The 6,808-nt window shown below is 62.2% G+C and carries 5 protein-coding genes; 2 read left to right on the forward strand and 3 right to left on the reverse strand.

What is annotated here, in order from left to right; genetic code table 11:
* The first annotated feature begins 230 nt into the window (after positions 1–230).
* Positions 231–2,228, forward strand: a complete 1,998-nt coding sequence (locus EJC49_RS04240) for a hypothetical protein (RefSeq protein WP_126698218.1) — start codon at positions 231–233, stop codon at positions 2,226–2,228.
* Between the two features lie 375 nt (positions 2,229–2,603).
* Here the strand turns inward: EJC49_RS04240 and EJC49_RS04245 are convergent, their stop codons facing one another.
* Positions 2,604–3,710: an aldo/keto reductase gene (locus tag EJC49_RS04245; protein WP_126698219.1), complete on the reverse strand. Its 1,107-nt coding sequence runs from the start codon at positions 3,708–3,710 to the stop codon at positions 2,604–2,606.
* Between the two features lie 79 nt (positions 3,711–3,789).
* Here EJC49_RS04245 and EJC49_RS04250 point away from each other — a divergent pair, with 79 nt between their 5' ends.
* Positions 3,790–4,401 (forward strand): TetR/AcrR family transcriptional regulator, encoded by a 612-nt coding sequence (locus EJC49_RS04250; protein WP_170314607.1) that lies wholly within the window; start codon positions 3,790–3,792, stop codon positions 4,399–4,401.
* A 161-nt stretch (positions 4,402–4,562) separates the two neighbouring features.
* Here EJC49_RS04250 and EJC49_RS04255 read toward each other — a convergent pair whose 3' ends face one another.
* Together EJC49_RS04255 and EJC49_RS04260 are read right to left on the reverse strand one after the other, a co-directional pair.
* Positions 4,563–4,877, reverse strand: coding sequence for a hypothetical protein (locus tag EJC49_RS04255; protein WP_126698220.1), 315 nt, complete (start codon positions 4,875–4,877; stop codon positions 4,563–4,565).
* Between the two features lie 86 nt (positions 4,878–4,963).
* Positions 4,964–6,502: an ATP-binding protein gene (locus EJC49_RS04260; protein ID WP_126698221.1), complete on the reverse strand. Its 1,539-nt coding sequence runs from the start codon at positions 6,500–6,502 to the stop codon at positions 4,964–4,966.
* Between the last annotated feature and the right edge of the window lie 306 nt (positions 6,503–6,808).

Consider the following 6,808-nt stretch of genomic DNA (forward strand, 5'->3'; position numbering starts at 1 on the left):
AATTTCGCTGAACGTCCGCCTGCCCGCAAAGTCGCAGTTTCACGGCTCCTGCAAGGGAGTTCGAAATGCATATGCAAGCGGGTGTATCGTCCGATGTATCGCTGGACGTAGCGCCACGATCGGGGCCCGCTCCCCGTCCTGGCATCCAGAAGACCCCGAGGCGGGCCCGCGCGCCGGGCCCCGGAAAATATCTCGTCCGGTCAGGCTCCGTTTGTCTTTTTCAGATGAGAGTGCCGCAGGCCATCGTCGGCGGCACCGCAACCCGCATCCTGCGGATCGGGCTCGGCGCTATGACATCAAGCCAGGCGAGGGCGAGGGCCGAGCTCCTTGCCGCGCTGGCACGTGAGTGCTTCGACCGGGTGAAAGCGAGGCAGATGAACCAGAGCGATGCCGATCCGGCCCAGGGCGTCCCCACATTCGAGGGCGAGACGCCCGAACTGACTGCTGCCGAAGTGAAGGGCTATCTTAAGGCCGTCCAGGCAATGCTGTCTCAGCCCGCACCGCCGACCGCCCCGCATCAGCTGCCAGCCTTCTCCGGCCTTCGCGACCTCGTCCTGCTGAACCGCGAACTGAGCAAGGGTCCAGGCGCCAACCCCTTGATCGTCGGCAATGCCGAAGGTCTCAAGCAAATGGCTATCGGGCGCGTCTCGGAAACGCTCGACAACATCGATCGCAGCCGTCCCGCAGCGGCCCCGCTCACCGAGGCCCGACGCGCAGTTGGCGGCGACAACCAGGATGGCCGGCGAACCCCTGCGGACGAGCAACCTGATCGAACTCCCGTTCAACAGGCAGCGCCGGGGGCGCCACGGTCAGCCACGACCGGACCATCGGACGAACAAGCCCTGAATGCACCTGACCAGGCAGGTGATACCAACAGCCACACAATCGCACCATCGGCCGACGACATCGCCGCCTCAGTCGTGCCGGACGCTGCTCAGGTCGCGCATCTTGAAGGCCCACTCACCCCGACACCGATCGCCTTTGCCGTAGCTGCGTCGTCGGAGCCCGCCGGACCCGGCTCGCATCTGCGCCTCCATCGCGACGCCGATGGCAAGATCATTCCCGCCCACAGGCTCGATCGCAGGACAGTCGAACGCAGGCCCTCGCGCCTGCCGCTGCTGAGCGAGATCGCGGACGAGTATTTCGACGCCCGCGCGATCAAGGTCGGCAAGAACAACAAGGATCTACTGACGGCGCGCAACCGCCTCGCTTTGTTCATCGAACTGATCGGCGATCACCCCGTGGATACCTATTCCGGGGCCGATCTGCAGGCCTACATCGCACTCATGACGCATTGGCCAGCACTTGCGCGACATCGCCCGGCCGGGCTGTCGCCCTGGGAAATCCTGGCCGCGAACGCCGATCTCAGACACAGGCCGCTGAAGCGCTCCGCCCTGGAAGACGGCTACGTGTCGATCGCCAAGACGGTGATCGGGTCGAGAACGATCGAGTACGGCTACGACAATCCCCTGCTCGGCGTAAAGGTCCGCTATCCCGACACGGCCGCGCCGGCACAAGCCACCGAGCCGCTCAGCACGCGCCAGTTGACGGACGTCTTTCGCGCCGGAGTGGACGGCGGCCTGCTCGACGAAGCGTTGCTTCCCCTTCTCGGCAATCTGACAGGTAGGCGCCTTGGCCTGTTGGTGCATCTGACGGGCAACGACCTGCGCGAGAAATATCCCGGCGTGTGGGTCGCGCAGACGTCGGGAATCGTCCTCTCGCCAGAGGGCCTGTGGAAGCGCGTGCCGATCAAGACGTATCAGAGCACGACCTTCTTCGTGCTCCATGATCTGCTCCTCAAGATCGGCTTCATCGACTGGGCGAGCGCCCAAGGTGACGCGTTTCTCTTTCCTGCCCTGACCAGTCTCAAGGACCCAAGCAAGCAGGCAAGCACTTACATGCAGCGCCTTTTCCGCAAGGCCGGCATCGCAGGACAGCGACGGGAGGTGTTCCACTCGCTGCGAGGTGGCCACATCGAACTGATGCGGGACAACAAGGTGGACCCTCGCGATCGTCGGCTGCAGGCCGGACACAAGCTGGAGGAAGAGCATGACCTCTACGGCTTCAAGTCGATCAGCGAAGTGCGTGCGCGGGAACTTGCTCACGCGAAACTCAACCCGAAGTCGACTACTCGATGTTCGAGGGTCTCGACTTCCATCGCCTCGCCAAGGCCCGTCGAACCAAAGGGCGACGGCCGGGCAAGAACCCTTAGAACCGGGCAGCGGTGAAGCTGGGCAATGTTTGACCGTGGCACCGACCAGTTCGAACGGCGACAACCGGGCCGCCGAACGAACCCGCTCCGCCTTGCCCGGCCAGAAGCTCGAATGGGCCGCCCGGATCGTCAGCGCCAGCCTCTTCGAGGGACGGCACACCTTCATGCTCACGCCCACCGCGCGACGCATCTCGCCAATGTCAAGACCTTTTCCGGCATGGTCGTCTGGCCGTTCCAGCCGCTTTTCAGAAAGGGCGCGAAACCCTGCGCCAACGGGTATGACGGGTTCAATCAAGCCCTGAAGAGGCGCGTGGAGGGTCGGTACAATATGGCATGAGAGCGAAGCGGACTTCGCATCTGCCCGCTCGCGATAGCGGCCTCCAGAGATCTTCTAAATGCGGTCGACGACGGCGGTCCCTCCAAAGACCAGGTTCTGGCGCGCCGCCGGCGTGAAGAGGCCGTAGATCATCGCCCCCTCCGGACTGCTGGCCTCGTCGAGGGCCGCGATCTGCTCTGGCGGCAGGCAAAGCTTGGTCGCCGCGACGTTGTCATGCACCTGCGAGACCCGGCTCACGCCCATGAGGGCCGTGTCGACGCCGGGCTTCGAGAGAACCCAAGCCAGCGCCACGCGGGCCGGCGTCTCGCCGATCTCGACGGCGACACCGCGAAGCGCATCGACAATCCGCCAGTTGCGATCCGTGAAGAGCGTGTCGCCAAAAGGATTGCTTCCGTCGAGACGCTTGTCGCCTTCCGGTCGGGCGGCGCCGGTCCCGGCGTCGCTGGGAAGGCCCCCGGCACGCGGCGCGCCCGCTTCGACCGTGGCGCGATCGTATTTGCCGGTCAGCAGGCCGTAGGCGAGCGGGCTCCAGGGCATCATCCCGAGGCCCATATCGCGTGCCAGCGGCAGGTGCTCAGCTTCCACCTCGCGACTGACGAGAGAATAGAAATATTGAAGAGCGATCGGGCCCGGCATCGCATGGACCGAGGCAAGCGTCGCGATCTTCGCCACATACCAGGCCGGTGCGTTGGAAAGCCCCCAGTAGCGGATCTTGCCCGCCCGCACGAGGCCCGCCATCGTTTCCAGCAACTCCTCGGCAGGGGTCACCGAGTCCCAGACATGGACCCAGTAGAGGTCGATGTAGTCGGTGGCGAGCCGGCGCAGCGATCCGTCCAGCGCAGCATGGATATGCCTGGCGCCGTTGCCGCCGGCATGGGGACCCTTGCCAGCGGAGAAGCCGGATTTGGTCGCAACGACCAGACTGTCGCGAAGCCCGCGATCGGCGATCATGGCCCCGAGCATCTCCTCGCCGCGGCCACCCGCATAGACGTCGGCCGTGTCGACGAGATTGCCGCCAGCCTCCACATAGGCATCGAAGACAGCCTCGGCATCGGTTCGTTCCATGCCCCACCGACCGACCCCGAAGGTCATCGTCCCTAGAGACAACGCACTGACGACGAGGCCGGATCGGCCGAGCGTGCGATATGTGTTCATCGACATGAGATCGTTTCCTAGTGATCACTATGGAAGTCGTCTAGCGAGCTTGATCAGCCGGGTCAAGCGTTCTATAGCGAACGATATGGAATCCTCGCCTGCTCAGGTCGCGCGACGCACGGGACGGCCGCTCTCCTTCGACCGGGACGCGGCTCTCGTCACCGCCATGCATCTCTTCTGGCGCCACGGCTACGAGGCGACCTCCGTTGCCGACCTGACACGGGCAATGGGCATCACGCCGCCCAGCCTCTACGCCGCTTTCGGAGACAAGCGCCGGCTGTTCCTGGAGGCGGTCGATCGCTATCTCGGAGGCATCGAGGCCATCGAACATGGAATCGCGGGCGCGGCGAGCGCGCGGGATGCAGCTCGCGACCTGCTGGTGGCCGCCGCGCTCGGCGACACTGGCGACGACACCCCGCCCGGCTGCCTTCTCGCCAGTTCGCTGGTCACGAGTTCCCCGGATGCCGAAGCCGTGCGGGAGACGCTGGCAGCGACCCGCCGTCGGATCGAGGCAGCCTTGCGAGCCCGGATCGAGCGGGACATCCACGAGGGCCTGTTGCCATCCGGATCAGACGCCGAGATGATGGCCGGCCATCTATTCGCGGTGGTTCAGGGCATGTCGACGCTTGCGAAGGACGGTGCAGGCCGCAACAAGCTGTTGGGGATTGTGGATTCCGCGATGGCCGCGTGGCCGTAGCACGCCTGACCGATGAACTTAGTGCGAACGCCGGCTTGGGGGCCGTTTCCGGAAGCTCCGGTTTCAGCCTGTGACTGAAGAGAGCGGCCGTTCTGCCGGAGCGCTCCAGAAGACGCAGTGCGAGGTGGGTTCAGACGCGACTAGATTTGATCACTATGCCGTCAATGACCGTGATAGTAGCTTATTAGCGGCGGGTAGTTTGGGTCATTTTGGGTCAGCCTGCGCTCCAGATGGTCGCCGAGCGTTGCTGGCGGCTCGAAATGCGTCTGGTCAATCATGATGCATTGCCAAGACTTAAGATCGGTATCTAACAGCCGATAAAGCTCGGTGTAAAAATTCTGGAATATCTCCGGTTTGATGTCCGGGGTGATATTCTTCATCGGTGAGTCGATGAATATAAACCTTGGTAACGGCAGATGCCGTTGCGCCGCTGTCTGGTGCAGCGCAAGTGCGAAGCATATTTTGAAGAGCACCATTTTCCCGCCGGAGCCGGCGTCGCTGAACGTCCAGGCAAGGGACTCATCGCCTTTCGGATGAACATAAGGGAACTAGGTGCGCTGGTTCAGGAATACCTTGTCGTCCGCCTTGATTTCAGGAAAGTGGATGGCACGAAGCAACGCATAGAAGTTCTTTTCCAGCGTATGGACATTCTGCCGTCCCGCCTCGAAGCGGCCCTGTTCGGTCTGGATGTTCCGTTCAAGCTCGCTGATCCGCGTGACAGCGCGTCAGCCTCCTTCATCTTGGCTTCGACTTCGCCCGGCATGCCCATGATGCGCACCAGCAGGCGCCGTCGTTCCCTGATCTCGCCCCGTCGGCTCTCAAGCCGCCGAGCGCGTTTCATATATTCGGATTCGATCTGCCTGCGGGCATAATCCACGCGCCGCTGCGCATCGGCGCGCTTGGTTGTGAGAACACCCAGTTCCTCGTTCTGCCGGTCGTGCGATTTCTTGAGGCGGTGTACGGACCGTCTCAGGTCGTCGATGCGGTCAGAAAGATCGCGCTCCATTACGGCGCTGTCGCTTTCAAAGCCCCCTGGCGCTTCCGCGAGGTCTGACTTGCACAGCACGCAATGCGCGCCATCGCTCTTGCGGCTGACCTCCGTACCGCAGGCGGGACAGGCGTGAAACGCCGCGCCCTTGAGCAACTCGGACGCGGTTGAGGATCGGGCGATCTTGAACTTCATTGCGAGAAATTCCGCGATGAGCGACTCCTGCTCCTTCAGGCGCTGCTCGATATCGGCGATCGCCGCCGTTTTAGATGCTATGGCATCGGAAAGCGCTGCGATCAGCGTCTGGTCCTCTTCTGCGACGGTCGAAGCGGGGAGATCGTCACTGCCCTGATTCTCAATCTCCCGATCGAGTTTTTCCTCCTCGTCGTTGAGCTTGTCGATCTCGGCCTCGATCGTTGCTTTCGACGCAAAGCCGTACCGATGGAGAAACTCGTCGAGCTGCTTGGCCGCTTCGCGCATCGTGCGCTGTTCTTGCCGGGTTTCGGAAAGCTCGGCCTGCAATTCATTCAGTCTGTCGCTATGAAATCCCAAAACGTATCGCAGCACATCCTTGGATTTTTCCTGCCGAATAGGCTGATCGAGCAGGAAGAAGCTGGAATCCAAATCGGGCTGATCGAGATAGCAGAACTTGTAGAAATCCCTGAAGCTCAAGCGCTGGAGCGCCGACTCCGGGTCGCCCTTGCGCTTGCGGACTTTCAGCACCGGCATGCCGAGAGTGCGCAGGAGGAAGTCGCTGTAATTGTAAATTTCATCACCGACAACGGGGACTTCGCCGGCCGCAAGGGGCAGGTTCTCGCGCCCGGTGTCGCCGTCACGTTCCCAGCTCACCTCAATCGAGGTGGTGGTATTGGGGGTGCGCTCTATCAGCAGGGCAGTGTCGTCGACCGTTGCCTGAAGCTGAACCCCGACAAGTTCGCTTTGAATAGCGGGCGTCTTTTGCAGCGAGCCGCCAAGGCAATAGTCGATCAGCTCTGCGATCGTGGACTTGCCCGTGGACATCTCGCCGTGAAAAAATGAAAGCCGGCGGCCAAAACGGATACGTTCCTCGCTCTGCTTGCACAGCAGGACAAGGGATTCCATCAACAGCTTCATCGGACTTTCCCTGTAAACGCAATCCCCTCGTTGAACTCCAAAGAGGTCAATTCGGGGAACTGTTCATAGATAAATTCCATCAACGCGCGCGCTTTCAGGTTGAGATGCTTCCTCAACAGGATAGCCCGCTCGTAAACCCGCGAGAATCCGGGCGATTCAATCAGCTTCTCAGCGAGATCGCTCCCTTGCGACGTAAGATCGATGTGGATTGTTCGACCGTCGGTGCGAACTAGGTGTCGTTGTCACGGAGGTTGTCCGTGAGTTTTGAGATTGGGGGCCTTCCGCCAAGAGCGGCGTGGGGTCTGG

This window comes from Aquibium carbonis, assembly GCF_003970795.1.
Taxonomy (GTDB): domain Bacteria; phylum Pseudomonadota; class Alphaproteobacteria; order Rhizobiales; family Rhizobiaceae; genus Aquibium; species Aquibium carbonis.